This window comes from Microbacterium sp. ABR10 (assembly GCF_057812175.1).
Genome location: NZ_CM173821.1, coordinates 315360 through 338564, shown reverse-complemented (window position 1 = coordinate 338564; position 23205 = coordinate 315360). Strand labels below are relative to the sequence as shown.

Genomic DNA, 23205 nt, shown 5'->3' with positions numbered 1-23205 from the left:
CCGTCGCATACGCACGAACCCCGTCGCCGTCACCTTCGCCCTCTGGCCCGAGCCTCCCCTCGCCGCTAGCGTGTGGGCCATGGTCGACAGGGATGCCATGGCTCGCGGCCGCGAGATCTTCGATCCGATCGCGGAGCGACAGTGCGAGCTGCCCGGCGTCGACATCGGGCGCATGTTCGGCACCGAGGGCCTTCGTATCCGCGAGAAGGTCTTCGCGTTCGTCGTGCACAACGGCTCGCTGGTGGTGAAACTGCCCGAGAAGCGCATCGGCGAGATCGTCGACGAAGGAGTGGCCGGGCCCATGATCATGCGCGGGCGGCCACTGCGCGAGTGGGCGGAGGTACCCTTCGACGCGGGCGCCGACCGGTGGCAGAGCCTCATCGACGAGGCCCGCGCGTTCGTCGACGAGATCACGCCGTAGCCTCGAGCGGCGACAGCGCCGAGCGTCACCGCCGCTGAACCGTGCCCCGCGGAGGAGATGCGGCGAGCGGAGGACCGCCGGCCCGGCATCCACCCTCCCTCCACCCCAGCTCCTCCCCTCGTCACCGCCGCGACCCGTCCGACGCGAGCGCCTGGCCACTGGGCGCAAACGACGAACGCCGCCGCCCCACGCGGGGACGACGGCGTTCAGGGTCGGAGCGCTACTCGCCCGCGGCGGCCGGTGCGGCCTGCGCCTGTGCGGCCGGGGCCGCGACGCGCGGAGCGCCGTGCGGCCGGATCACCGAGGGGCGACGCATGAACAGCACGGCGACCAGACCCACGCCGATCACGATGATCGGCAGCACGAGCGACTGACCCATGGCCTCGGAGAATCCGCCGACGATCTGCGGCGGAAGCGTTCCGGTTCCGAAGCTCGCCCCGGCATCGCCCGCCCCGGGCAGGTTGGCCTCGAGACGCGCCTGCATGAAAGCGGCGATGGATGCCGAACCGATCACCGATCCGACGGTGCGGGTGGTGTTGTAGATGCCGGCGCCGGCGCCCGCCTGACGCGGTGGGAGGTTGCGCGTCGCGGTGGTCGCGAGGGGACCCCACATGCCGGCGTTTCCGATGCCCATGAAGACGGAGGGGATGAGGAACATCCAGATCGGCGCGTCGTTCAGGATGAGCGCAACGTAGATGCCCAGCGCTCCGCCGACGAGCAGCAGACCCGGCACGAGCAGGAATCGCGGGTCGGTGCGGTCGAGCAGCTTGCCAGCGAAGGGAGCGAGCACGCCCGAGAGGATGGCGAGCGGGATGAGCAGCAGCGCCGACTCGGTGGGGGTGAGGCCACGGGCGAGCTGCAGATAGAACATCTGCGGGAGCGCCATGCTCGTCACGGTGAAGCCGACGGCGGCGATGGCGAGGTTCGCGATCGAGAAGTTGCGGTCGCGGAAAAGGTCGAGCGGCACGAGCGGTTCGCCCTTGCTGCGTGCCTGCGTCCAGATGAACAGCGCCATCACGGCGATACCCGCCGCGACCATCGCCCAGATCCATGCGGCCCACGAGTAGTGCTCGCCCTCCTGCAGACCGAACACGATGAGGAACAGGCCGACGGCGCTGAGCACCACTCCGACGATGTCGAACTTGTGGGCGGTGCGCGGCAGCTGCGGCACGAGGATGACGGCGGCGATGAACCCGATGATGCCGACGGGGATGTTGATGAAGAAGATCCACTCCCACCCGAGGCCGTCGACGAGCAGGCCGCCCGCGAGCGGACCGACGAGGGTGGCGACACCCGCGGTCGCGCCCCACAGGCCCATGGCCGCTCCGCGGTTCTGCGGCGGGAAGGTGCGGGTGATGACGGCCATCGTCTGCGGCGTCATCATCGCCGCTCCCAGGCCCTGCACGGCGCGGGCGGCGATCAGCATCTCGAGCGAGGGGGCGAGACCGCAGGCGAGCGAGGCGATGGTGAAGAGCGCGAGGCCGATGAGGTAGATGTTCTTCGGGCCGAAGCGGTCGCCGAGGCGGCCTGTGATGAGCAGCGGAACGGCGTAGGTCAGCAGGTAGGCGCTGGTGACCCACACCACGTTGTCGAGGTTGCCCGTGTTCGGGTCGAGGGCCGCCTTGATGGCGGGGTTCGCCACCGACACGATCGTGGTGTCGACCAGGATCATGAAGAACCCGATGACGAGCGCCCAGAGAGCGGGCCAGGGGCTGCGTTCGGCGGTGCGGGTGGACCCGGTGCGGGTCGACCCGGTGGGGGTGGATGCCGCGGAGGCGGCGCGGGAGTCGGTCATGGGGTGGTCTCCTTCGAGACGTGACGCTTGTTCTTGATGTGCTCGGGGATCTCGGCGATGCCCCAGGCGAGGGAGCGGTCGGCGAGGCGCGCGCGCAGGGAGTCCTGCCACGCGAGTTCGGCGTCGAGCAGAGCGGATTGTCGCTGCAGCTCGACGAGGAATTGCTCGGGGGTCTCGCGCTGGGTCGCCCCGGCGAGTCCCGTGCGGTGCTCGCCCACCGAGGCGACGAGCAGGGCACGGCGCTGGTCGAGCAGGGCGACGACCTCGTCGCGCTCGAGGTTGTGCGCCTCCGAGAGGGCGACGCGGAAGTCGCTCGCGCGGTCGATCTGGGGCAGCTCGGCGCGCACCCACTCCTCCACAGCCTGGCGGCCTGCGGGAAGCAGCGTGTAGGTCGTGCGCTCGGGGCGGTTGCCGTCGCGGTCGACGCCGACCTCGGCGAGCAGGCCGTCACGCTCGAGGCGGGCGACCGTGTGGTAGATCGTGCCCTTCTGCAGGGGGACCAGGCGGTCGTCGCGACGCTCCTTCAGCAGGCGCACCATCTCATAGGTGTGCATGTCGGCTTGGCGCAGGGTCGCGAGGATCATGACCGCGATCGGGGTGAGGCGGAGGGGCTGCGGCATACGTCCTCCTCGTGGTCCGTGTCGACTAGTCCACGTGGACTATACGCCCATTACGAACCGCACGCGAACCCCCGCGCAGACCCGTTGAACGTCCGGAACACGCCGCGTCGCACAAGCACACACGGCGTGTTCTGGACACTCGACAGGGGGGTGGGCGTGGGAGAGGGAGGGGTACGCGGAGGGGACGGCGTCAGGACTGCGGCGACGACGGCGCCTCGGGCCGCACGGGCGGAGACGCGTTCGGGTCCGCCCGTCGTTGACCCCACCGCACCGGGATGCCGAAGATGCCGCGTTGGTTGGGTTCCTCGACCTCGAGCCCGTAGTGCTCGCCGATCGAGTCGCGCAGCTGCGCTCGCTCGGCCTTGTCGTACGCGCGCAGCTCGCGCCGGAAGGCCACGACCGTGGCCCAGCAGATGGCGAGCAGGACGAGACTGAACGGCAGGGCGATGCTGATCGCCGCCGCCTGCAGCGCGGTGAGACCGCCCGCCAGGAGCAGCGCGAACGCGATGAGCGAGGTCGCGAGGGTGAAGAAGACGCGCACCCAGCGCTTGGGCTCCTCCTCGCCGCCCGTGGCGATCATGCCCATGACCAGCGCGCCGGAGTCCGCGGAGGTGACGAAGAAGATCCCGATCAGCACGAGGAAGCCGATCGACAGGAACACTGCGCCGGGCACCCCCTGCAGCATCTGGAAGAGCGCCGTCGACACGTTGACCGAGCCGTCCGCACCGACGAGGCTCACGGTTCCGGTCAGCTCGCCGTAGATGGCCGTGCCGCCGAGCACGGTGAACCACAGGATGCCGACGAGCGTGGGCACCAGGATCACCCCGGTGACGAACTCCCGCACCGTGCGACCGCGCGAGATGCGCGCGATGAAAATGCCGACGAAGGGGGCCCACGAGATCCACCAGCCCCAATAGAACGACGTCCACGTCCCCTGCCAGGCGACGCCGTCTTCGCCCGAGTACGCGCTCGTGGTGAAGGAGAGTCCGACGAAGTTCTGGATGTAGTTGCCGATCGACTGCACCACATCGCGCAGGAGGAACTCGGTGGGCCCGGTGAACAGCAGGTACAGCATCAGCACACCGGCGAGGACGAGGTTGATGTTCGACAGCCACTTCATGCCCTTGCCGACGCCCGAGAGCACCGAGAAGAGCACGAAGCCGGTGATGATGCCCACGATGATCGCCTCGCTGATCACCGACGGAGACACGATGCCCAGGTAGTCCAGACCGGCGCTGATCTGGATGACGCCGAGACCGAGCGACGTCGCCACACCGAACAGCGTGCCCACGAGAGCCGCGACGTCGACCGCGTTGCCCCATGCTCCCTGCACGAGGCGCGCGCCGAGGATGGGTTCGAGCGCCCAGCGGATCGTACGAGGACGCTTGCGGCGATGGAAGGCGTAGGCGAGCGCGAGACCGATCACGACGTAGATCGACCACGCGTGAACGCCCCAGTGCAGGAACGTCTGCGACATCGCCTGCTGCGCGAGCTGGTTCGGGGTGCCCTCGACGCCCGGGCGCGGCTCGACGAAGTGGCTGAGCGGCTCGCTCACCCCGTAGAACACCAGACCGATGCCCATTCCCGCCGCGAACAGCAGCGAGAACCACGACATCGTTGAGAACTCCGGTTCGTCGTCGTCCTGGCCGAGCTTGATGTTGCCGAATCGGCTGAACCCCATGGCGAGGGCGAACACGACGAAGAACGCGGCGATCAGCACGTAGTACCAGTTGAACGCCGAGACGATCGAGGTCTGCACGGCACCGAAGGTCGCCTCCGCGGCGTTCGGGAAGAGCAGGGCGAAGGCGATGAAGGCCAGGGCGATGGCCGCAGCGGGCCAAAAGACCCAGCCGCGGATGGTCGAGTGGCGGCTCCCCGCGTGGGGGTCGATGGATGCCGCGGTGTCGGGGGCTGCCTCGGTCATTTTTCCAGGGTAGCCAGGGGCCGCCGGCGGCCGGCGGGCAGGCGCCCGAGCGAGCGGTGTGGCACAATCCGCGCCGGTGCCGACCCTCCGCACCCGCAATAATGAGCGGGTGACCTTCGCTCCCCCGCTCGAGCTCCCCGGTTGGCGCCACATCTATTCCGGCAAGGTGCGCGACCTCTACGTCCCCGCCGACACCCGCGACGAGGCGGCTCCTGCGCACCTGCTCGTCGTGGCGAGCGACCGCGTCAGCGCCTTCGATCACGTGCTCTCCCCCGGCATCCCCGGCAAGGGCGCGCTCCTGACGACACTGAGCCTGTGGTGGTTCGACCAGCTCGCCGGCGCCGACGGGGGTCGCGGCATCCCGAATCACCTCGCTCCCGACCATGCGCTCGAGGGCGACGACACGGTGGAGCTGATCCCGGATGCCGTGCAAGGACGCGCGATGCTCGTCCGCTCGCTCGACATGCAACCGATCGAGTGCGTCGTGCGGGGCTACCTGACCGGATCGGGCTGGGCCGAGTACCGCGCAGAGGGCACGGTGTGCGGCATCCCCCTCCCCGAGGGGCTCGAAGACGGCGACCGCCTGCCGGAGCCGCTCTACACCCCCGCCTTCAAGGCCCCGATGGGCGAGCACGACGAGAACATCACGTTCGAGAGGTCGGTCGAGCTCGTCGGCGCCGACACGGCGACGGCGCTGCGCGATGCGTCGCTGGAGATCTATCGCCGCGCCTCCGCGACCGCCGAGGCGCACGGGCTGATCCTCGCCGACACGAAGTTCGAGTTCGGCTTCGACGCGGACGGCGTGCTGACGCTGGCCGATGAGGTGCTGACGTCGGATTCGTCCCGGTACTGGGATGCCGAGGCCTGGCGCACCGGCACCACCCCCGCCGAGCGCATGGCGAGCTTCGACAAGCAGATCGTGCGCAACTGGCTGTCGGAGAACTGGGACAAGCAGGGCGAACCGCCCGCACTCCCCGCTGAGATCGTCGAGCGTACGCGCGAGCGCTACGCGACGCTCTTGCGCCTGCTTACGGCGTCCTGACCCGCCTTCCCGCGCCGGCGCGTCGCCGAGACGACCCGCTTTCGCCGAGCTCACGCGCGGTTCGACGCAACGGGGCGTGACCTCGCGAGAGGCGCGTGATCTCGGCATCCATTCATCCCCTGAGGAGACACATGTTCCGCTGGAAACTGCACGGCAACGGCCGCACCGTCGCCCCGGGGGCCGTCGTCGCCCCCGGCGAACGTCTGAACTGGGGCGCGACGATCGCGATCGGGCTCCAGCACGTCATCGCCATGTTCGGCGCCACCTTCCTCGTACCGGTGCTCACGGGCTTCCCGGTGTCGACGACCCTGCTGTTCTCGGGCGTGGGAACGCTGCTGTTCCTGCTCGTCACGCGCAACCGCCTCCCCAGCTACCTGGGGTCGTCGTTCGCGTTCATCGCACCGATCACCGCCGCCACCACCATGGCCGGCACGGGGTCGGCGCTCGCGGGAATCGTGGCCGTCGGCATCCTGCTCGCGGCCATCGGTTTCGTCGTGCAGTTCGTCGGTCTCGGCTGGGTCGACAAGGTCATGCCGCCGGTCGTCGCCGGCGCGATCGTCGCCCTCATCGGCTTCAACCTCGCCCCCGTCGCATGGTCGAACTTCCAGCTGCAGCCCCTGCCCGGCACCATCACCCTGGTGGCGGTGATCCTGTTCAGCGTGCTGTTCCGCGGCTTCCTGGGCCGCATCTCGATCTTCCTCGGGGTCATCGTCGGCTATGTCGCGACCGTGATCATCCAGGCCGTCTCGGGTGAGATGCTCATCGACTTCGGAGCCGTGGAGGCCGCGCCCTGGGTGGGCCTTCCCACGTTCCAGTTCGCCGACTTCACCACCCCCGCGACCTGGTCGGTCATCGCGATGTTCCTGCCCGTCGTGCTCGTGCTGGTCGCCGAGAACGTCGGCCACGTGCGCGGAGTCGCCGCGATGACGGATGCCACGGCCAACCGCTCCACCGGTCGCGCCCTCATCGCCGACGGCGTCGCCACGACCCTCGCCGGCACCTTCGGCGGCTCGGGCACCACCACCTACGGCGAGAACATCGGCGTGATGGCCGCGACCCGCGTGTACTCGACCGCGGTGTACTGGGTCGCCGGTCTCACCGCGATCGTGCTGAGCCTCTCGCCCAAGGTCGGCGCGGTGTTCAACACCATCCCGCCCGGGGTGCTCGGCGGCGTCACCACCGCCCTCTACGGCCTGATCGGCATCATCGGCATCAAGATCTGGGTCGACAACCGCGTCGACTTCTCACGCCCGGTCAACCAGTACACCGGCGCGGTGTCGCTGGTGATGGCGATCGCCGGGTTCACCCTGCAGTTCGGGCAGTTCCAGCTGGGCGCCATCGTGCTCGGGTCGGTCGCCGCCCTGGTCATCTACCACCTCGGCAACGCCATCGCCCGCGCCCGCCGGACCGGCGCCGACGACGGCGGCCCCATCCCCGCGGTCGGCCCGCTGGGCGGCGACCCCGCCTGACCGCGCGGCGCCGCTGGCGCGGCGTCCCGCGCCGAGATCGCACGATCGGCTCGAACGCACACGTTCCCACACCTTCGGAGCGTGTGCGTTCGGCGTTTCCGGGCCGCGGCGCGGCTCGCTCAGCTCGCTCAGCTGGCTCAGCTCGCTCGTTCGCTCAGCTCGCTCGTTCGCTCAGCTCGCTCGTTCGCTCAGCTCGCTCGTTCGCTCAGCTCGCTCGTTCGCTCAGCTCGCTCAGCTCGCTCAGCTGGCTCAGCTCGCTCGTTGGATCAGCTCGCTCAGCTCGCTCAGACCATGTCCCACTTTGTGCGGTCTCGAGGCGTCCCAGGCAGCACAAATCGGGACGCGGTCTGCACCTATCGGGACACGGCCACCAACTGGGGTGAACCACGACACCACCGCACCCACCGTTACTCCACCGTTACTTGACACCACGCCGCCCCAGACTGCACACTGATCTCGGTCGCTGATAAATCGGTTTATCAGCAAGATAAATCGATTATCCAATGGAGGGTGGGGCGATGACTCGAGTGCGTCTGACCGACGTCGCGAAAGCGGCCGGCGTCTCCCCCGCGACGGTCTCGCTCGTGCTCAACGACGCCGAGTCGCGCATCTCCGACGAGACCAAAGAGCGGGTCCGCCGCGTCGCCGACGAGGTGGGCTACTCGCCCAACCCGATCGCCAGGAGCCTGCGCACCCGCGTCACCGGCACCATCGGCCTCGTCTCCGACCGCATCGCCACGACTCCCTTCGCCGGCCGCATGCTCGCCGGCGCGCAAGAGGTCGCCCGCGAGAACGGCCGACTTGTCATCCTCGTCGACACCGACGGCCACCCCGAGATCGAATCCGACGCGATCTCCACTCTCGTCAATCACCGCGTCGACGGCATGGTCTACGCCTCGATGTACCACCGGGTCATCCCGGCGCCCGCGGGCCTCCCCGCCGGCACGGTGTTCCTCGACTGCCGCCCCGAAGACGGCGGGTACCCCGCCGTCGTGCCCGACGACTACGCCGGCGGCCGGGTCGCCACCCAGGAGCTCGTCGACGCCGGACACCGCCGCATCGCCTTCATCGACAACGACGAAGACCGCCCGGTGGCCGCACAACTCCGTCTGCGCGGCTACCTCGACGTGCTGGCCGAGTCCGGCATCGAGCCCGACCCCGCCCTCCACGTGTTCTCGCCGACCTCGGCGGCGGGCGGGCAGCAGGCGGCCGCCGCGCTGTTCGCGCTCGCGCCCGAGCAGCGCCCGACCGGCGTCTTCGCTTACAACGACCGCATCGCGGCCGGGGTCGTGACGTGGGCGCACCGCCACGGCATCCGGATTCCCGAGGACCTGTCGATCGTCGGCTACGACGATCAGCAGCTGGTCGCGTCGGAACTCGACCCGCCGTTGACCACCGTCTCGCTCCCCCACGCGGCCATGGGCCGCTGGGCGATGGAGGTCGCCCTCGGCCTCCGCGAGGCCGACATCGATTCCCCCCACCTCATGGACTGCCCGATCGTTCGTCGGGCTTCCGTCGGCCCTCCCGCGCACCTCGGCAGCGCACGGGACCCCCGGGCCACGGATTGACGCCGCACCACGCGGCCCCCTCTCCGGCGACAGCGATGTCGCCGCCACTCGAAAGGAACACGATGAAGAAGTCCTTCATCCCGCTCGCCGCGACAGGTGTCGTCGCAGCGCTCGCGCTGACCGGCTGCGGCCAGGCAGGTCAGGGAGGCGCGACGACCGAAGACGGTCGGACCGTCCTGACCATGTGGACCCACTCGGCCGGCAACCCCGCCGAGCTCGCGGTCTACGAGCAGATCATCAGCGACTTCAACGCCTCGCAGGAGCAGTACGAGGTCAAGACCGAGTCGTTCCCGCAGGGCGCGTACAACGACGCGATCGTCGCGGCGGCGGCCTCGGGCGACCTGCCCTGCCTGCTCGACCTCGACGGCCCCATCATGCCCAACTGGGCGTGGGCGAACTACCTGCAGCCGCTCGGCCTCTCGAGCGACATCACCGACAAGCTGCTGCCCACCGCGGTCGGAAAGTACAACGACGAGATCTACTCGGCCGGGTACTGGGATGCCGCCCTCGGCATCTTCGCGCGCAAGTCGGTGCTCGACGCCAACGGCATCCGCATCCCCACCATGGACCAGCCCTGGACGGCCACCGAGTTCGACGCCGCCCTCGCGACTCTGAAGGCCGCCGGGTACGAGACCCCGATCGACCTCGGTGCCGAGGACACGGGCGAGTGGTGGCCCTACGCCTACTCCCCGTTCCTGCAGAGCTTCGGCGGCGACCTCATCGACCGCGACACCATGCTCTCGGCCGACGGCGCCCTGAACGGACCGGATGCCGTGAAGTGGGGCGAATGGTTCCAGTCGCTCTTCACCAACGGCTACGCCAACAGCGGCGGCACCGTGGGCAACCAGGAGTTCGTCGACGGTGACGTCGCGCTCAGCTACACCGGTGTGTGGAACGGTCTCGCCGCGGTGGATGCCGTGGGCGACGACCTGCTGATCCTCCCGCCGCCGGACCTCGGCAACGGTCCCAAGATCGGTGGAGGTTCGTGGCAGTGGGGCATCTCGGCGTCGTGCAGCGACCCCGAGGGCGCGCGCGAGTATCTGGAGTTCAGCTTCAACGACGAGTACATCACTCAGTTCGCCGACGAGCAGCTCGTGATCCCCGCCACCGAGGCGGCCACCGAGGCGTCGAAGTACTTCAACTCCACCGACGGCCCCTTGCGGCCGTTCGCGGAGTTCTCGAAGGAGTACGCCGTGCTGCGCCCCGAGACCCCCGCGTACGCGGTGATCTCGAGCACGTTCGAGACCGCGGCCAAGGACATCATGAACGGCGCCGACGTGCAGTCGGCACTGGATGCCGCGGTCACCGAGATCGACACCAACATCTCCTCCAACGACGGCTACGGCGCGAACTGACGCCGCGTCCAGCGGTGGGGGTCCGCTCCGGGCCCCCACCGCACCCCGCGAAAGAAGAACCTGATGACCGTGTCTCCTCCGGTCGCCGCGGCGAAGCAGCCGCGCCGATCCCTTCGCCGCTTCCGCACCTCACGCGGTCGCGAGACGTGGGCGGGCCTGGCGATGATGGCCCCCGCCGCCCTCCTGCTCCTGCTCTTCCTCATCGTGCCGGTGCTGCTGGCCTTCACCCTGTCGTTCACTAACGCCCGCCTGATCTCGCCCAACCCCCCGCGCTTCGTCGGTCTCGACAACTTCTTCCGGGCCTTCACCGCCGACCCGGTGTTCCTGCAGTCGGCGCTGAACACCTTCCTGTTCGCGCTGGTCGTCGTCCCCGTCCAGGCGGGCCTCGGTCTGCTGCTCGCCGTGCTGGTGAACCAGCGCCTGCGCGGTACGACGTTCTTCCGGGTCGTCTTCTTCATCCCCGTCGTCACCTCGATCGTCGTGGTGTCGATCCTCTGGCGCTTCATGTACCAGAGCGACGGCCTCATCAACTCGATGATCGACACGCTCACGTTCGGAGCCCTGAAAGGCGCCGACTGGTTGAACGACCCGAGCACAGCACTCGGCGCGATCATCGTGCTGTCGATCTGGCAGGCCGTCGGCTTCCACATGATCATCTGGCTCGCGGGGCTGCAGACCATCCCGGAGGAGCTCTACGAGGCCGCGCGCATGGACGGCGCGAGCCGCTGGCGCCAGTTCACCAACGTCACCTGGCCCGGACTTCGCCCCACCATGGTGTTCGTCCTCGTCACGATCACCATCGCCGCCCTCGGCCTGTTCGTGCAGGTCGACGTGATGACCCAGGGCGGTCCCCTCAACTCGACGTCGACCGTCGTGTTCCACGCCGTGCGCAAGGGCTACGAGCAGCAGGAGATCGGCTACGCCGCCTCCATCTCGCTACTGTTCTTCGTCGCCGTGCTCATCATCGCGCTCATCCAGCGCTGGTTGACCCGAGAGAAGAACTGACATGACCAGTACCCTCGAGCGCCCTGACGGCGCCGCGCGGGCTGCACGCCCCGCGCGTCGGACCTCGCCCACCCGCACGCGCACCCGCTCCACGGAGGGCCCTAACGGTCGCATCCTCACCTACGTGTCGATGTCGATCCTCGCGGTGTTCTTCCTCTTCCCGCTGGTGTTCATGTTCGTGTCGAGCCTCAAGCCCGACGCGCAGATCCTCCGCGACATCAACTCCCCCGCGGCGTTCCTGCCCACCGGTGAGATCAGCCTCGACAACTATTTCGGCGTCTTCGACCGTGTGCCGGTGGCGCAGTTCCTGTTCAACTCGATCCTCGTCACCGTGCTCACGGTGGGACTCGGCCTGATCGTCAACTCCCTCGCCGGCTTCGCCCTGTCGCGCCTGCGCTGGAAGGGCCGGGTCGTCGTGCTCGCGCTGATCATCGCGACCCTCATCGTGCCGTTCGAGACGATCGCGGTGCCGATGGTCTACTGGGTCAATCAGCTGCCCACCCTCGTGATGGAGGGCGGCGTCGTGAAGTACGACTTCGGCTGGCTGAACACCTACGAGGTGCAGATCGTGCCGTTCATCGCGAACGCCTTCTCGATCTTCCTCTTCGCGCAGTACTTCTCGACCATCCCCACCTCCCTCGACGAGGCGGCCCGCATCGACGGGGCGAGCTGGTTCACCATCTACCGCCGCATCATCGTGCCCCTGTCGGGCCCGGCGTTCGCGACGGTGGCGATCCTCACGTTCCTGCCCGCGTGGAACCAGTACCTTTGGCCCCTCATGGTCGTGCAGAAAGAGGAGTTGAGACCCGTCATGGTCGGTATGCAGTACTTCTTCCAACTCAACACCGCGTGGGGTGAGGTCATGGCGTACACGTCGCTGATCACGCTGCCCGTGCTGATCGTGTTCCTGGTGTTCCAGCGCGCGTTCGTCAGCAGCATCGCGGCTTCCGGGGTCAAGGGATGACCCGCGAATTCGATGTCGTGGTGCTCGGCGAAGCACTCATCGACATCGTCACCACTTCCGCCGGGGCGGCCGAGCGCCCCGGCGGAAGCCCGGCCAACGTCACCGTCGCCCTCGGGCGCCTGGGTCGCGACGCCGCCCTCGTGGCCCGCGTCGCCGACGACGAGCGCGGTCATGCGCTGAACGCGTGGCTCTCGGCATCCGGGGTCGAGCTGCGGACCGCGGGGAAGCCGGAGCGCACCGCCACCGCCCGCGCGATGATCGACGAGCGCGGGAATGCCACCTACGACTTCGACATCGACTGGACGCTCCCCTCACCCGTCGAGGTCCCCGCCGCGCGAATCTTCCACACCGGGTCGGTCGCCACGACCCTCGCGCCCGGTGCCGACGAGGTGCGCGCTGCCGCCGAGCGCGCCCGCACTTCGGCACTCATCAGCTACGACCCGAACATCCGCCCCGCCCTGACCGGCGGCGTGGCCGACGCCCGCGCACGTGTCGAAGCCCTGGTGGCCCTGAGCGACGTCGTGAAAGCCAGCGCCGAAGACGCCGAGTGGCTGTATCCCGGCGTCGATGCCGTCGACGTCGCCCGCGAGTGGGTGACCCTCGGCGCCGGTCTCGCCGTCATCACCGACGGGGATGCCGGATCCCTCGGCGTCACCGCGCACGCCACCGTCGAGATCCCCGCGGTCCCGACCCGCGTGATCGACACCGTCGGCGCGGGAGACACGTTCATGGGGACGCTGCTCGACGGCATCCTGAACATCTCCGGCGACGTCGCCACCCTGCGCGCCGCGGTGCACGCACTCGACGAGACCACCCTTCCTCCCCTGCTCCGTCGCGCGGCGGCCGCCGCCGCGATCACCGTCGGACGCGAGGGCATGGACCCCCCGACCAGAGAAGACCTGCAGCGTGCCGCTGCGCCGAAAGAAAGTGCCTGACGTGTTCGACCTCGCCGATTCCTACGTGTGGGATTTCTGGTTCGCCGATGACGGCGACGCCTACCACCTGTTCTTCCTCTACGCCTCGCGGGCGCTGCACGATCCGGAGGACCGTCACTACCGCGCCTCGGTGGGCCACGCCGTCTCGACCGATCTCGTGTCATGGGAGCGCGTCGCCGACGCCCTCGTGCGCGGCGGCCCCGATGATTTCGACGCCCTCGCCACGTGGACCGGCTCGACCGTCCGCCGCGCCGACGGCACGTGGTTCCTCTTCTACACGGGCTCGCGCCTGGACGACGACGGACGCAACGTGCAGCGCATCGGCTACGCCACCAGCACCGATCTCTTCACCTGGCACAAGAACCCCGCCAACCCGGTGCTCGAAGCGGACGGCACGATCTACGAGCGCCTGGCGAACAGCGACTGGCACGACGAGGCCTTCCGCGATCCGTGGGTCTTCGCCGATCCTGCAGGCCGCGGCTGGCACATGTACGTCACCGCCCGCGCCACGCACGGCGAGCTCAACGGCCGCGGTGTCGTCGCGCACGCCACCTCGACCGACCTGGAGACGTGGCAGCTTCAGGCGCCGGTCAGTGAACCGAGCACCGACGGTTTCGGCCAGCTCGAGGTGACCCAGGTCGAGGAGATCGACGGCCGGGCCGTGCTGCTGTTCTCGTGCATGACCGGACAGGCGATGGATGCCGTGCGCGAGCGCCACCCGCGCGGTGCGGTGTGGGCCGTGCCCGCTGACAGCGTGCTCGGCCCGTTCGACATCGGTTCCGCGACGCCGATCACCGACGACGACCTGTACGTCGGACGCCTCATCCGAGACCGGGCGGGCGCGTGGCAGCTGCTGGCGTTCCGCAACGTCGGACCCGACGGTGGTTTCGTCGGCGGCATCACCGATCCCATGCCCGTGGGCTGGGACGGCGACCGCCTCGTCGTGAAGCAGCCGGCCCTCTCGGTCTGACACCCGCTGCTCGAGCGCGCACGTCCATTCGGGGCCGTGCGCGCTCGGCGCTTCGGAGGCGCCGCAGGATCGCGCCCGACCGGGGCGGTCGGCGGAGCAACACCGTCCGCGCGAGGGGAGATACCGGCGCCCCGCGCTCTCAGCACACGAGGAATGACCCCGCAAGGGTGGATGCCACCACCCCGCCTCTCGGTAGCGTCGAGCACCCGGCGAGGCTGACGCCCCGCCCCCGACGAGAGGCACGCTCATGGCATCCGACATCTCCGATCCTTCTCAGGCCGCCGCAGACGAGAACGCGTACGAGGGCGCTGACGTCGAAGTGTCCCCGACGGAGGGGGAAACCTCCGACGACTCCGAGGGCGAGCCCAAGCCCGGCGGCCTCGGCACCGACGGCACCATTCCCGACAACCCCAACGGTGTCGCCGCGGGTCACTCCGACACCGCCTCGCACTTCAACGCCGAGGAAGACGAATAGTCGGCCTGAGCGGGCGCCGCGCGGCCGGCACGGTCGCGCGGCGCAGCGCACCGTAGAATGGGTTGCGGTGCGTCGGGAAGTCTGGTCGACATTCTGTCGATCGACCCCTGAAGGAGCTTCATGAGCCACGACACCGTCCGCGCGCCGAGCTGGCCCGGCTACGCCGAGGTGCGCCGCGTCACCACCCTCCTCCGCCGCGAATCCGTCGGCGGCATGCTGCTGGTCGTCGCGGCGCTCGCGGCCATCATCTGGGCGAACTCCCCGGCATCCGAGTCCTACTTCGCGCTGCGCGACTTCCGGTTCGGATACGCGCCGTGGCATCTCGAGTTGAGCGTGGGCGCGTGGGCCGCCGACGGCCTGCTCGCCGTCTTCTTCTTCATGGTCGGGCTCGAGCTCAAGCGAGAGATCGTCGTCGGCAGTCTCCGCCGGGTGAACACCGCCATCGTGCCGGTGACGGCTGCCGTCGCCGGCGTCGCCGCGCCCGCCCTCATCTACGTCGCCATCGTTCACTCCCAGCCGAGCCTGCTGGCCGGATGGGCCATCCCCACCGCGACCGACATCGCGTTCGCCGTGGCGGTGCTCGCCCTCGTCGGCTCGCACCTACCCGGACCTCTGCGGATCTTCCTGCTGACTCTCGCCGTCGTCGACGACCTGATCGCCATCGCGATCATCGCGATCTTCTACACCAGCGACATCTCGTTGCTACCGCTGGCGATCTTCGCCCTGCTCGTGGCGGTCTACGCCGTCATCGCGCACCGGGGACGCGCTTGGTTCGCGCGCACCCCGTGGGGCGCGTGGGCCGTGCTCCTGCCGGTCGGCTTCGCCGCGTGGGCATTCCTGCACGCCTCGGGCGTACACGCCACGATCGCCGGCGTCGCCCTCGCCTTCACCGTCCCGGTCGCCGCCTCGCGTCGCCGGCCCGAGATCCGCGGCATGGATCTCGCCGAGCAGTTCGAGCACCGCTTCCGTCCCCTCTCGGCGGGGATCGCCGTGCCCCTGTTCGCCTTCTTCGCCGCGGGCGTCTCCGTCGGAGGGGGCGAGGGACTGCTCCGCGCCGTCTCGGACCCCGTCACGCTCGGCGTCGTCGCGGGGCTCGTGCTCGGCAAGCCCCTCGGCATCCTGCTCGGAGTGCGTCTGCTCACTCTCGTGACGAAGGTGAGGCTCGACCCCGCGTTGAAGTGGATCGACCTCGCCGGGGTCGGTCTGCTCGCCGGGATCGGCTTCACCGTCTCGTTGCTGATCGCCGAGCTCAGCTTCCCCGACGGCTCGCCGCACACCGACGACGCCAAGATCGCGATCATGGTCGCCTCGCTCCTGGCATCCGTCCTCGCTTCGGCCGTGCTGCTCGTGCGCAACCGGCGCTACAAGCAGCTCGCGCTCGCGGAGGACGTGGACGCCGACGGCGACGACGTGCCTGACGTCTATCAGCAGCCGGTCGACCGCGACCGCTGAAGGGCGTCAGCCGAAGACCTGCGAAGCGATCTCCGACAGCCACGCGCGGGCGTTCACGTTGACGGTCTCGAGGTAGATCCAGGTACCGTCGCGGGCGACGACGACGTCTTCGGTATCGGTCGACGCACCGGGTGCCACGCAATACTGTGCGCCGAAGTCGTCCGAGGCCTGGCACTGGTGGCCCTGCGCCGGCAGCGAAGCGAGCCCCGATTCGACGTCGGCCGCGCTCGCGCTGCTGATGATGAGCAGCACCGCAGCGGCTTCCTCCTGGATCCAGTTGCACGACAGATCTGTCGTGGCGTTCGTCGGCGCCGGGCGCGCGAACCCGTCGGCGTGCTGGGCGGTCAGGTCGCCGACCGTCTGTTGCCGAGTGGCCGCGGTGCCCAGATCATCGCACGACGCGGGGATCGAGACGGATGCCGCCGTGCTCGGCGTCGGCGTCGCGCTCGGCGTCACGCTCGGTGACGGGGTGGGCGCGGGCGCCGCGCTCGACACGGTTGTCGACGGATCCGGCGTCGACCCGCCTCCGCTGCACCCGGCGAGCGCGGTCACCGCGCTGAGCACCACCGCCACCGTCAGGACGATCTTCCCTCGCATGCGAAGCCTCCGCTCACGGGCGCAGCTCGTCGCGCGCCCCGATCCGCTCACGATAGCGCCCGGTGGCCGGCGAACGCAGCCTCAGGCCGACGCGCGCTCCACGACCTCGGTGGGCAGGATCGTCGCGTGCGCCGCGGGGCGACCGGCGAGGACATCGAGGAGCACGGATGCCATGTGACGCCCCTGCGTGAGCGACGGCTGGCGCACGGTGGTGAGCGAGGGCGTGATCGAGGTCGACACCGACGAATCGTCGAAGCCCATGACCGCGACGTCGCGCCCGGGCTCGATGCCCTTCTCACGCAGGGCGGCGTAGGCCCCGCGCGCCATGAGGTCGCTCGCGACGAACACGGCGTCGGGCGCCTCCCCCGCGGCGAGGATGCGGTTCATCGCCAGCGCCCCGCCCATCTCGGTGAAATCGCCGTCGTCGACGGCCGCGGGCTCGAGTCCCGCCGCGGCCATCTCGTCGCGGAACCCCCGCAGGCGGTCGATGCCGGCGGCCATGTCCTGCGGACCCGAGATGGTCGCGATCCGCCGGTGCCCGCGCGCGAGCAGGTAGGCGGTGGCCGCCCGACCGCCCTTCACGTTGTCGACGTCGACGTAGTAGTCGTCAGCGCGCACGCGCACCGGTCGTCCGCCGTAAACGACCGGCACGACATCGGCGATGCGCTCGAGGAAGGTGTCGCTCGTGTGGTGAGAGGCGACGATCGCCCCGTCGACGCTGCCTCCGCGCAGGTACGCGACCGCCTTGGCGCCCGCGTCGTCGCTGGCGATCAGCATGTTCATGATGTAGTCGCTCTCACCGATCACCTCGCCGATGCCGGCGACGATCGAGGCGAAGAACGGGTCGCCGAAGAAGCGATCGGTCTGCTCGGGGATGATGAGCGCGATGGCGCGGGTCTGACGGCTGGCCAGCGAGCGCGCCGCGCGGTTGGGGACGTACTGCAGCTCGTCGATCGCGCGGCGCACGGCCTCGAGGGCCGTGGGAGAGACCGCGGGGGAACCGTTGACCACGCGGGACACCGTAGATCGGGAGACGCCGGCGCGCGCCGCGACCTCTTCGATGGTGGCGGCGCCTCGAACGGGTGCGAGTTCCATCGCGGTGCCTCCTCGGGGCCCTCGCGCGGGGGTCACACCGCGGGTCGGGTGGCCAGTGCGCGCTCGGCGATGATGTGAGCGTACTGCCGGCCGGAGTCCTTGATGGTGCGCTCCTGGGTCCGGTAATCGACCGACACGATGCCGAAGCGTTTGGCGTAGCCCCAGGCCCATTCGAAGTTGTCCAGGAGCGACCAGTAGAAGTAGCCCCGCACGTCGACGCCCTTCTCGACGGCATCCAGAACCGCCGCCAGGTGCACCTCGACGAACTCCACGCGCTCGGTGTCGTGCACGCGGGTCTCGCCGTCTTCGACCACGACCTCGTCGTCGTACGACGCACCGTTCTCGGTGATGTAGAGCGCGGTGCCGGCGGGGGCGGAGTACTCCTCGCTCACCCGCTCGAGGAGGCGGGTCAGCCCCTCGGGCTGCACCTCCCAGCCCATGTTGGTGCGCGACAGGCCCCGGTCGTGCCAGAACAGGTTCTCGTGCGCGGGGAAGGGCTTGCCGATCGGCCGCGTCGTGGGGGCGTCGCCGGCGGGCGGCTCGACCTCGGGCGGCGTACCGCCGACGAACTCACCGTGGTAGTAGTTCACGCCGAGCGAGTCGATGGGGGTCGAGATGACGTCGAGGTCGCCGGGCTGCACGGCGGCCTGCCACCGGACCACGGCCTCGGCGTCGGTGTCGCGGAAGTCCTTGATGATGTCGGCCGGGTAGGCGCCGCGGAACACCGGGTCGAGGAACCAGCGGTTGAACTGTCCGTCGATCCGGCGCGCGGCGTCGAGGTCGGCGGGGTTCGCCGGGTTCGCGGCATCCGCCACCGTCAGGTTCAGCGTCAGACCGAGGTTGAGCGAGGCGTCGCGCGCACGCAGCTCGCGAACGGTCTGGCCGTGTCCGAGCAGCAGGTGGTGCGCGGCGAGCATGCCCTCGGCCTGCGAGTAGTGCCCCGGAGCGTGGGCACCGGCGGTGTAGCTGAGGAACGACGAGCACCACGGCTCGTTGAGGGTCGTCCAGACGTCGACGCGATCGCCGAGGGCGTCGTGCATGTCGAGGGCGTACTCGGTGAAGCGCTCGCTTGTCTCGCGGACGGTCCACCCACCCTTGTCCTGCAGCGCCTGCGGGAGGTCCCAGTGGTACAGCGTCAGCCAAGGCAGGATGCCGGCGCTCAAGAGCTCGTCGACGAGACGCTTGTAGAAGTCGATGCCCTTCGGATTCAGCGCACCGCCGTCGGGGCGCACCCGCGACCACGAGGTCGAGAAGCGATAGGTCTGGAGGCCGAGCTCCTTCATGAGCCGCACATCGTCGGCGTAGCGGTGGTAATGATCGCACGCGACATCGCCGTTGTCGGCGTTGATGACGGCGTCGGGAACGCGGCAGAACGCGTCCCAGATGGATGCCGTGCGGCCGTCTTCGAAGGCTGCTCCTTCGATCTGGTAGGCCGCGGTGGCGGCACCGAAGAGGAAGCCGTCGGGAAACGGTCGGGTGTGGGACATGGTTCGGGTTCCTTCCGTGGGCGCGAGGGTCATCCTCTCACCGACCTCCCCATGATGCCACGGCGGATGGGAGCGCTCCCATGTCCGTGATGTCGGCACCACGCCATCCGGGATGGCGCGACGGCTCTTGTAGACTGGCATTCACAACGCCACCCGACTCCTGGAGCTGCAGTGCCCACCATCGTCGTCGACGTCATGCCCAAGGCCGAGCTTCTCGACCCGCAGGGAAAGGCCGTCGCCGGCGCCCTGTCGCGGCTCGGCGAGAACCGCTTCTCCGACGTGCGCATCGGCAAGCGCTTCGAGCTCACCGTCGACGGCGAGGTCGACGAGGCCACGCTGGCGCGCGTGCGCGAGCTCGCCGACGAGATGCTCTCGAACGCCGTCATCGAAGACGTGGTGAGCATCGAGGTCGTGGAGTGACCGCTCGCATCGGCGTCATCACCTTTCCGGGTTCGCTCGACGACCGCGACGCCCAGCGCGCGATCCGTCTCGCGGGCGGTGAGCCCGTGGCCCTCTGGCACGGCGAGCACGACCTGAAGGGCGTCGACGCCCTCGTGCTCCCCGGTGGCTTCAGCTACGGCGACTATCTGCGCGCCGGAGCCATCGCCGCTTTCGCGCCGATCATGGCCGAGGTCAAGGACGCCGCCGCCAAGGGCCTGCCGGTGCTCGGCATCTGCAACGGTTTCCAGATGCTCGTCGAGGCGCACCTGCTGCCCGGCGGCCTCATCCGCAACGCCCACCAGCAATTCATCCGACGCGATCAGCGCCTGCGCGTCGAGAACGCCTCGACCGCATGGACGAGCGATTTCACCGCGGGCGACGAGATCGTCATCCCCCTGAAGAACGCCGACGGCGGATACATCGCAGATGCCGAAACCCTCGCGCGCGTGAACGGCGAGGGCCTCGTGGCCTTCCGCTATGTCGGCGTGAACCCCAACGGCTCGCTCGACGACATCGCCGGCCTCACCAACGAGCGGGGCAACGTCGTGGGCCTGATGCCGCACCCCGAGCACGCTGTCGAGCCCGGCTTCGGCCCCGGCACCCGTGTCGCCATGCGCTCCGGCGTCGACGGCCTCGGTTTCTTCACCTCGGCGATCGCCGCCGTGGTGGGCGCCGCCGCCTGACGCCCCGCCCGTGACCGACAAGCGCGCCCCCGATCAAGACGCGCTTATCGATCGCATCCTGCATCTCTGGCGGGCGGATGCCGACACGCTCCCCTCCGAGCCGCGACTGGCCGAGCTGACGGGTGCGAGCCGCAATTCGGTGCGTGAGGCGCTGATCCGTCTCGAGGAGCGGGGCTACGTGCACCGCACGCAGGGCGCGCGCACCTCTCTCAACCGACGCCTGCCCGGGGTGGGACGCCGCATCGACGAGCAGTTCGACCACTCGCTGTCGATCCGCGCCGCGGGATACGAGCCGACTCTCGAGGTCGTGGCGGCCGAGCGCTTGACGCTCGTTCCCGGCGACGACCGTTACGACGATCTGCCCGACGGCACCGAGGTGCTGCGCACCCGCAAGATGTGGCGTGTCGACGGCGTCCCCTACGCCCTCGCCGAAGACCTCGTGCCCCTCACGCGCCCGGCCGAACTCGATCCCCGCCGACCGGTATTCGACCTCGCCGAGGCGGCCAACGGCATCCGGGTGGCGTGGGAGACGATGTGGATCGACGCGACCTCGCTCGACGAGGTGCGCGCCGGGATCCTCGATGCCGAGCCCGGCTCGCCCGTGATCGAGATGACCTACTGCGGCTACGGCGCTGACGACGCCATCGGGTACTGGTCACGCGAGGTGCAGCTGCCGGCGCCGCCCGGGCTGCGCAATGCGCTCATCCGGCGCGTTCGGTCCTGACGCCTGCGCCGTTGGCGGCGGAGGAGATTCGGCGAGCGGAGGACCTCGGGACCTCCCGGCGTCCTCCCGCCGCTGAAACTCCTCCCTCGCCCGGCTGGCGCGACCGGCCGCCTCGACCGGCCGCGCATTTCGGTGAGGTAACCACCGAGTGAACTTGTCGGACAAGTGTCGTCTCGACTTGTTGGACAAGAGTACGCTCGCCTCACCCGACGAAAGCGAGCAGCCGTGTCCGACAGCCTCACCACCCACACCCTGACCGCCGAGACGGTCACCCCCAACGGCTTCGACCCGTTCGGCGTCGTGCTGACACCGATGGAGGACGGCACCCCCTTCACCGCCGAGGAGGCCGTACTCGATGTGTCGAACGGCATCCCGCGCTTCTACCTCATGCGCCTCGACGACAAGCCCGCCGAATTCGTGCGCGTCACCCGCCACCTCGAGACCACGCAGACCCTGATGGCCGTCGGCGACGTCGAGTGGACCATCGCCGTCGCCGCGCCCGGCATCGAGGAGCCCGGCCTCGACGACCTTCGGGCCTTCCGCATCCCGCCGCGCACCGCCATCACGATGCGCAAGGGCACCTGGCACGCCGGTCCCTTCTTCGCCGACCCGAGCATGGACTTCGTCAACCTCGAGCTCGACGACACCAACGTCGCCGATCACCACAACCACCGACTCGACGACGCCTACGGTGTGCGCGTCGTGATCGACGCGGAGTGAGCATGCTCACCGCCCTCCCCGACGCAGGCTCCCGCCTCGCCGCCCTCGAGCGCGACGCGGTGCACCACGCCGCCCTGAGCGCGGGCGACGGACGGTCGTGGGTCGGCGCGCGCGACGGCGTGCGACCGGTCGTCATCGTCGGTGCGGGGCAGGCCGGTCTCGTACTGGCCCGGGGCCTGCGCCGCCGCGGGATCGACGACGTCGTGGTGATCGACTCGGCCCCCGCGGGCTCCGCCGGCCCCTGGACCACCTACGCCCGCATGCACACGCTCCGAACGCCGAAGGACATCGCGTGGCCCACCTGGGGCACCCCGGCGGTCAGCCCGCGCGCCTGGTTCGAAGCGGTCTACGGCGCGGACGCCTGGGAGGAGATCGAGTACTTCCCGACGACGGCGTGGCAGGGGTTCCTGCAGTGGTACCGGGAGGTCTCCGACATCACCGTCGTCCCCTCCACGCGCGTAGCGAGCCTCTCGCCGACCACCGTCGACGGCCCCCTCGAGCTGCACCTCGACGGTCCCGACGGGCAGTGGTTGCTCCCCGCGCACCACGTCGTCCTCGCGACCGGCATCGAGGGTGCGGGCGGCCGGCACCTGCCCGCGCTGCTCGACGGCCTTCCCGCCGGGCGCGTGCACCACACGCACGACGACATCGATTTCGCCTCGCTGGCGGGCCTGCGCATCGGCATCCTGGGTGCGGGGACGGGCGCGTTCGACAATGCCGCAACCGCTCTCGAGCACGGGGCGGCGTCCGTCGACGTGCACATGCGGCGGGCGGCGATGCCGCAGGTGAGCCCGTACCGGTGGATGGAGTTCGCCGGCCTCATCGAGAACTACGGCTCGTTCACCGACGCGCAGAAGTGGGCCTTCAACGTTCACCTCTCCGCCGTCGACCAGCCGGCGACGCAGAACGCCCTGTGGCGCGCGCACTCCTTCGACAGCTTCCGCTTCCTGACCGGGTCGCCGTGGGAACGCGTGGAGTGGACCGGCAGCGACATCGCCGTCACCACGCCGCACGGCATCCATCACTACGACGTCGTCTTCGCCGCGACCGGGATCGCCGCCGACCTGGCGCGTCGCCCGGAACTGGCGTCGGTGGCGTCGGAGGCTGTCCTCTGGAGCGACCGACTGTCGCCCGAGGATGCCGCCCAGAACCCGGGACTGGCGGCATTCCCCTACCTCGACGACGACTTCGGGCTCGTCAGCCGCCGCGAAGGCGAACGCTCGGCGCTGTCGCGCATCCACATGTTCAACCACGGAGCCCGCCTGTCGCAGGGGATGCTGAGCCACCAGATCCCCGGACTCGTCGGCGGTGCGACGAAGCTCGCCGCGGCGCTGTCACGACGCCTGTTCGAGCGCGACTCGGCGGCATTGCTGACGGAGTACCTCGCATACGACGTCCCGGTCGGGGTCCACATCGGCCCGCGCGCATCCTCGCCGATACCCGTCGGCTGAGGCCGCGCCGAT

The 23205-nt window shown here is 69.6% G+C and carries 22 protein-coding genes; 16 read left to right on the top strand and 6 right to left on the bottom strand.

Annotation, left to right across the window (positions count from 1 at the left end; all coding sequences use genetic code 11):
* Nucleotides 1-79: 79 nt before the first annotated feature.
* Nucleotides 80-421 (top strand): TfoX/Sxy family protein, encoded by a 342-nt coding sequence (locus ACXKZF_RS01450; protein WP_488985177.1) that lies wholly within the window; start codon nt 80-82, stop codon nt 419-421.
* Between the two features lie 220 nt (nt 422-641).
* On the opposite strand, the gene ACXKZF_RS01445 is transcribed toward ACXKZF_RS01450, so the two are convergent.
* From ACXKZF_RS01445 to ACXKZF_RS01435, 3 genes are all read right to left on the bottom strand, one after another.
* On the bottom strand, nt 642-2216 hold the full coding sequence (locus ACXKZF_RS01445) for a DHA2 family efflux MFS transporter permease subunit (RefSeq protein WP_488985176.1): 1575 nt from the start codon (nt 2214-2216) through the stop codon (nt 642-644).
* Nucleotides 2213-2836: a PadR family transcriptional regulator gene (locus ACXKZF_RS01440; RefSeq protein ID WP_488985175.1), complete on the bottom strand. Its 624-nt coding sequence runs from the start codon at nt 2834-2836 to the stop codon at nt 2213-2215. Before ACXKZF_RS01440 ends, ACXKZF_RS01445 begins: the two co-directional genes overlap by 4 nt.
* A gap of 190 nt (nt 2837-3026) precedes the next feature.
* Nucleotides 3027-4760, bottom strand: coding sequence for a BCCT family transporter (locus tag ACXKZF_RS01435; protein ID WP_055959664.1), 1734 nt, complete (start codon nt 4758-4760; stop codon nt 3027-3029).
* 109 nt (nt 4761-4869) lie between these two features.
* On the opposite strand from ACXKZF_RS01435, the gene ACXKZF_RS01430 reads away from it, so the two are divergent.
* The 10 genes from ACXKZF_RS01430 to nhaA all read left to right on the top strand — a co-directional run bounded on the left by ACXKZF_RS01430 (nt 4870) and on the right by nhaA (nt 15995).
* On the top strand, nt 4870-5802 hold the full coding sequence (locus ACXKZF_RS01430; RefSeq protein ID WP_243224223.1) for a phosphoribosylaminoimidazolesuccinocarboxamide synthase: 933 nt from the start codon (nt 4870-4872) through the stop codon (nt 5800-5802).
* A 131-nt stretch (nt 5803-5933) separates the two neighbouring features.
* Nucleotides 5934-7271 carry a uracil-xanthine permease family protein gene (locus ACXKZF_RS01425; RefSeq protein ID WP_055959668.1) on the top strand — a complete coding sequence of 446 codons (1338 nt, stop codon included), beginning with the start codon at nt 5934-5936 and terminating at the stop codon, nt 7269-7271.
* 518 nt (nt 7272-7789) lie between these two features.
* The gene (locus ACXKZF_RS01420; protein ID WP_055959670.1) at nt 7790-8839 is read left to right on the top strand and encodes a LacI family DNA-binding transcriptional regulator; all 1050 of its coding nucleotides are present in this window, start codon (nt 7790-7792) and stop codon (nt 8837-8839) included.
* A 62-nt stretch (nt 8840-8901) separates the two neighbouring features.
* Nucleotides 8902-10194 carry a sugar ABC transporter substrate-binding protein gene (locus ACXKZF_RS01415; protein WP_488985174.1) on the top strand — a complete coding sequence of 431 codons (1293 nt, stop codon included), beginning with the start codon at nt 8902-8904 and terminating at the stop codon, nt 10192-10194.
* A 63-nt stretch (nt 10195-10257) separates the two neighbouring features.
* On the top strand, nt 10258-11199 hold the full coding sequence (locus tag ACXKZF_RS01410; protein ID WP_055959674.1) for a carbohydrate ABC transporter permease: 942 nt from the start codon (nt 10258-10260) through the stop codon (nt 11197-11199).
* 1 nt (nt 11200) lies between these two features.
* On the top strand, nt 11201-12163 hold the full coding sequence (locus tag ACXKZF_RS01405; RefSeq protein ID WP_488985173.1) for a carbohydrate ABC transporter permease: 963 nt from the start codon (nt 11201-11203) through the stop codon (nt 12161-12163).
* Nucleotides 12160-13098 (top strand): carbohydrate kinase family protein, encoded by a 939-nt coding sequence (locus ACXKZF_RS01400; RefSeq protein ID WP_488985172.1) that lies wholly within the window; start codon nt 12160-12162, stop codon nt 13096-13098. The genes ACXKZF_RS01405 and ACXKZF_RS01400 overlap by 4 nt, the downstream gene beginning before the upstream one ends.
* Before the next feature lies 1 nt (nt 13099).
* Nucleotides 13100-14068: a glycosyl hydrolase family 32 gene (locus ACXKZF_RS01395; RefSeq protein WP_488985171.1), complete on the top strand. Its 969-nt coding sequence runs from the start codon at nt 13100-13102 to the stop codon at nt 14066-14068.
* A 247-nt stretch (nt 14069-14315) separates the two neighbouring features.
* Nucleotides 14316-14543: a hypothetical protein gene (locus tag ACXKZF_RS01390; RefSeq protein ID WP_488985170.1), complete on the top strand. Its 228-nt coding sequence runs from the start codon at nt 14316-14318 to the stop codon at nt 14541-14543.
* A gap of 120 nt (nt 14544-14663) precedes the next feature.
* Complete coding sequence (gene nhaA / locus ACXKZF_RS01385; protein ID WP_488985169.1) at nt 14664-15995, top strand: Na+/H+ antiporter NhaA; 1332 nt, start codon at nt 14664-14666, stop codon at nt 15993-15995.
* A gap of 6 nt (nt 15996-16001) precedes the next feature.
* Here the strand turns inward: nhaA and ACXKZF_RS01380 are convergent, their stop codons facing one another.
* From ACXKZF_RS01380 to ACXKZF_RS01370, 3 genes are all read right to left on the bottom strand, one after another.
* Nucleotides 16002-16592 carry a hypothetical protein gene (locus tag ACXKZF_RS01380; protein ID WP_488985168.1) on the bottom strand — a complete coding sequence of 197 codons (591 nt, stop codon included), beginning with the start codon at nt 16590-16592 and terminating at the stop codon, nt 16002-16004.
* Between the two features lie 81 nt (nt 16593-16673).
* Nucleotides 16674-17687: a LacI family DNA-binding transcriptional regulator gene (locus tag ACXKZF_RS01375; protein WP_488985167.1), complete on the bottom strand. Its 1014-nt coding sequence runs from the start codon at nt 17685-17687 to the stop codon at nt 16674-16676.
* Nucleotides 17688-17719: 32 nt separating this feature from the next.
* A complete protein-coding gene (locus ACXKZF_RS01370; protein ID WP_243224212.1) occupies nt 17720-19174 on the bottom strand; it encodes a glycoside hydrolase family 1 protein in 1455 nt (484 codons plus the stop codon).
* Nucleotides 19175-19345: 171 nt separating this feature from the next.
* Here ACXKZF_RS01370 and purS point away from each other — a divergent pair, with 171 nt between their 5' ends.
* The 5 genes from purS to ACXKZF_RS01345 all read left to right on the top strand — a co-directional run bounded on the left by purS (nt 19346) and on the right by ACXKZF_RS01345 (nt 23193).
* A complete protein-coding gene (gene purS / locus ACXKZF_RS01365) occupies nt 19346-19594 on the top strand; it encodes a phosphoribosylformylglycinamidine synthase subunit PurS (RefSeq protein WP_055959693.1) in 249 nt (82 codons plus the stop codon).
* A complete protein-coding gene (gene purQ, locus ACXKZF_RS01360) occupies nt 19591-20298 on the top strand; it encodes a phosphoribosylformylglycinamidine synthase subunit PurQ (RefSeq protein WP_488985166.1) in 708 nt (235 codons plus the stop codon). The genes purS and purQ overlap by 4 nt, the downstream gene beginning before the upstream one ends.
* A gap of 10 nt (nt 20299-20308) precedes the next feature.
* Nucleotides 20309-21022 carry a GntR family transcriptional regulator gene (locus ACXKZF_RS01355; RefSeq protein ID WP_488985165.1) on the top strand — a complete coding sequence of 238 codons (714 nt, stop codon included), beginning with the start codon at nt 20309-20311 and terminating at the stop codon, nt 21020-21022.
* Nucleotides 21023-21247: 225 nt separating this feature from the next.
* The gene (locus ACXKZF_RS01350) at nt 21248-21742 is read left to right on the top strand and encodes an ureidoglycolate lyase (protein ID WP_488985164.1); all 495 of its coding nucleotides are present in this window, start codon (nt 21248-21250) and stop codon (nt 21740-21742) included.
* Between the two features lie 2 nt (nt 21743-21744).
* Nucleotides 21745-23193 (top strand): FAD-dependent oxidoreductase, encoded by a 1449-nt coding sequence (locus ACXKZF_RS01345; protein WP_488986023.1) that lies wholly within the window; start codon nt 21745-21747, stop codon nt 23191-23193.
* Nucleotides 23194-23205 lie beyond the last annotated feature (12 nt).

Coding starts and splice junctions, on each gene's coding strand:
- ACXKZF_RS01425 (WP_055959668.1), top strand. CDS start 5,934: ATGTTCCGCTGGAAACTGCACGGCAACGGCCGCACCGTCGCCCCGGGG.
- ACXKZF_RS01435 (WP_055959664.1), bottom strand. CDS start 4,760: ATGACCGAGGCAGCCCCCGACACCGCGGCATCCATCGACCCCCACGCG.
- ACXKZF_RS01445 (WP_488985176.1), bottom strand. CDS start 2,216: ATGACCGACTCCCGCGCCGCCTCCGCGGCATCCACCCCCACCGGGTCG.
- ACXKZF_RS01345 (WP_488986023.1), top strand. CDS start 21,745: ATGCTCACCGCCCTCCCCGACGCAGGCTCCCGCCTCGCCGCCCTCGAG.
- ACXKZF_RS01420 (WP_055959670.1), top strand. CDS start 7,790: ATGACTCGAGTGCGTCTGACCGACGTCGCGAAAGCGGCCGGCGTCTCC.
- ACXKZF_RS01440 (WP_488985175.1), bottom strand. CDS start 2,836: ATGCCGCAGCCCCTCCGCCTCACCCCGATCGCGGTCATGATCCTCGCG.
- ACXKZF_RS01380 (WP_488985168.1), bottom strand. CDS start 16,592: ATGCGAGGGAAGATCGTCCTGACGGTGGCGGTGGTGCTCAGCGCGGTG.
- ACXKZF_RS01405 (WP_488985173.1), top strand. CDS start 11,201: ATGACCAGTACCCTCGAGCGCCCTGACGGCGCCGCGCGGGCTGCACGC.
- ACXKZF_RS01370 (WP_243224212.1), bottom strand. CDS start 19,174: ATGTCCCACACCCGACCGTTTCCCGACGGCTTCCTCTTCGGTGCCGCC.
- ACXKZF_RS01400 (WP_488985172.1), top strand. CDS start 12,160: ATGACCCGCGAATTCGATGTCGTGGTGCTCGGCGAAGCACTCATCGAC.
- ACXKZF_RS01390 (WP_488985170.1), top strand. CDS start 14,316: ATGGCATCCGACATCTCCGATCCTTCTCAGGCCGCCGCAGACGAGAAC.
- ACXKZF_RS01415 (WP_488985174.1), top strand. CDS start 8,902: ATGAAGAAGTCCTTCATCCCGCTCGCCGCGACAGGTGTCGTCGCAGCG.
- ACXKZF_RS01410 (WP_055959674.1), top strand. CDS start 10,258: ATGACCGTGTCTCCTCCGGTCGCCGCGGCGAAGCAGCCGCGCCGATCC.
- ACXKZF_RS01450 (WP_488985177.1), top strand. CDS start 80: ATGGTCGACAGGGATGCCATGGCTCGCGGCCGCGAGATCTTCGATCCG.
- ACXKZF_RS01375 (WP_488985167.1), bottom strand. CDS start 17,687: ATGGAACTCGCACCCGTTCGAGGCGCCGCCACCATCGAAGAGGTCGCG.
- nhaA (WP_488985169.1), top strand. CDS start 14,664: ATGAGCCACGACACCGTCCGCGCGCCGAGCTGGCCCGGCTACGCCGAG.